This window comes from Candidatus Propionivibrio aalborgensis, from assembly GCF_900089945.1.
Taxonomy (GTDB): domain Bacteria; phylum Pseudomonadota; class Gammaproteobacteria; order Burkholderiales; family Rhodocyclaceae; genus Propionivibrio; species Propionivibrio aalborgensis.
This window is the reverse complement of the sequence record NZ_FLQY01000302.1, coordinates 1-1,072: the sequence shown is the minus strand read 5'-3', so window position 1 is coordinate 1,072 and position 1,072 is coordinate 1. Positions and strand designations below refer to the sequence as shown.

General features: G+C 56.3%; 2 protein-coding genes. One reads left to right on the top strand and one right to left on the bottom strand.

Features of this window, described 5'->3' with window-relative positions; all coding sequences use genetic code 11:
- Nucleotides 1-805 (top strand): lipopolysaccharide kinase InaA family protein (locus PROAA_RS13400; protein WP_186411824.1); only part of this gene is annotated, 805 nt, incomplete at its 5' end.
- A gap of 33 nt (nucleotides 806-838) precedes the next feature.
- Here the strand turns inward: PROAA_RS13400 and PROAA_RS13395 are convergent.
- A partial coding sequence (locus tag PROAA_RS13395; RefSeq protein WP_483771117.1) for an LpxL/LpxP family acyltransferase occupies nucleotides 839-1,072 on the bottom strand: 234 nt, incomplete at its 5' end.

Here is a 1,072-nt window from a genome sequence, read left to right as displayed (position 1 = left end):
GCGCTGGCAACCCATTCTGGCGTATAACGGCCTGGCCGACTTCGATTCGCTGTGGAAGCTTGAAGCAAAGTGGTTTGAGGAGCCCAATCAACGACGCGGCGGTTGGAGCGGTGTTTCACGCTGTGAGCTTGAGTTGCCCGACGGTGGCAGTAGTGCCATCTTCCTTAAGCGCCAAGAGAATCACGGTACGCCTTCATTGACGCATCCAGTACGCGGAATCCCCACCTTTCTTCGCGAGTTCAAACGCATCATTAATTATCGAAGCAAGGGAATTCCCACGTTGGAGCCTGTTTACTTTGCTTCGCGGATGATCGGCAAAGATCAGCGTGCAATTCTGATAACCGAGGAGTTGACCGGCTTCATTTCGATGGAGGACAGGGTTCAGGCCTGGCTCAAGGAAGGCGCTCCCAACCGCCAGATGCGTCGGAACATCCTCAAGGCCGTCGCCACGCTATTGCAGGATATGCATGCTCATGGCATCCGCCATAGCTGTTTCTTCCCCAAGCATGTGTTTGTTCGTTTGAATGAAGACGGCACCGTGGACGCGCGCGTCATCGACCTTGAAAAGTCACGCTGGCGTCCATTGAAGACATTGTGTGCCATGCGTGACCTGTATTCGCTTAGCCGCTTCTCTTCGTGCTGGAGTGCTAGTGACCGGCTATGGTTCTTCAAGCAGTATCTGGATATTCCGCGGTTGACACCATACGCCAAGTGGTTGTGGCGAAGCATCGAGAAACGTTCGATAGAGAAGAATCGGATCAACCCGACTTCGCCGGTGTTGTCGGAGAAATCCGGTGCGGAATGAGTCTGGCGTGAAGTGCAGCCCCGGAACCGTCCGCTAGTAAGGACGCCTCTCGCCCGGCGGGCGCGTTTTGAAGCGCCGATGAACCCAGTAATACTGTTCCGGCATGGTACGCACCGCGCACTCGATCCATTCGTTCATGCGCCGGGTGTCGGCTTCCACGTCCTCAGTCGGAAAGTTATCCCAGGCATCGCCAAATTCCACCAGGTACCCTTCGCCGCCGGGCAGTATGCGGGTCACACAGGGCACTACGGCAGCGCCAGCAAGGCG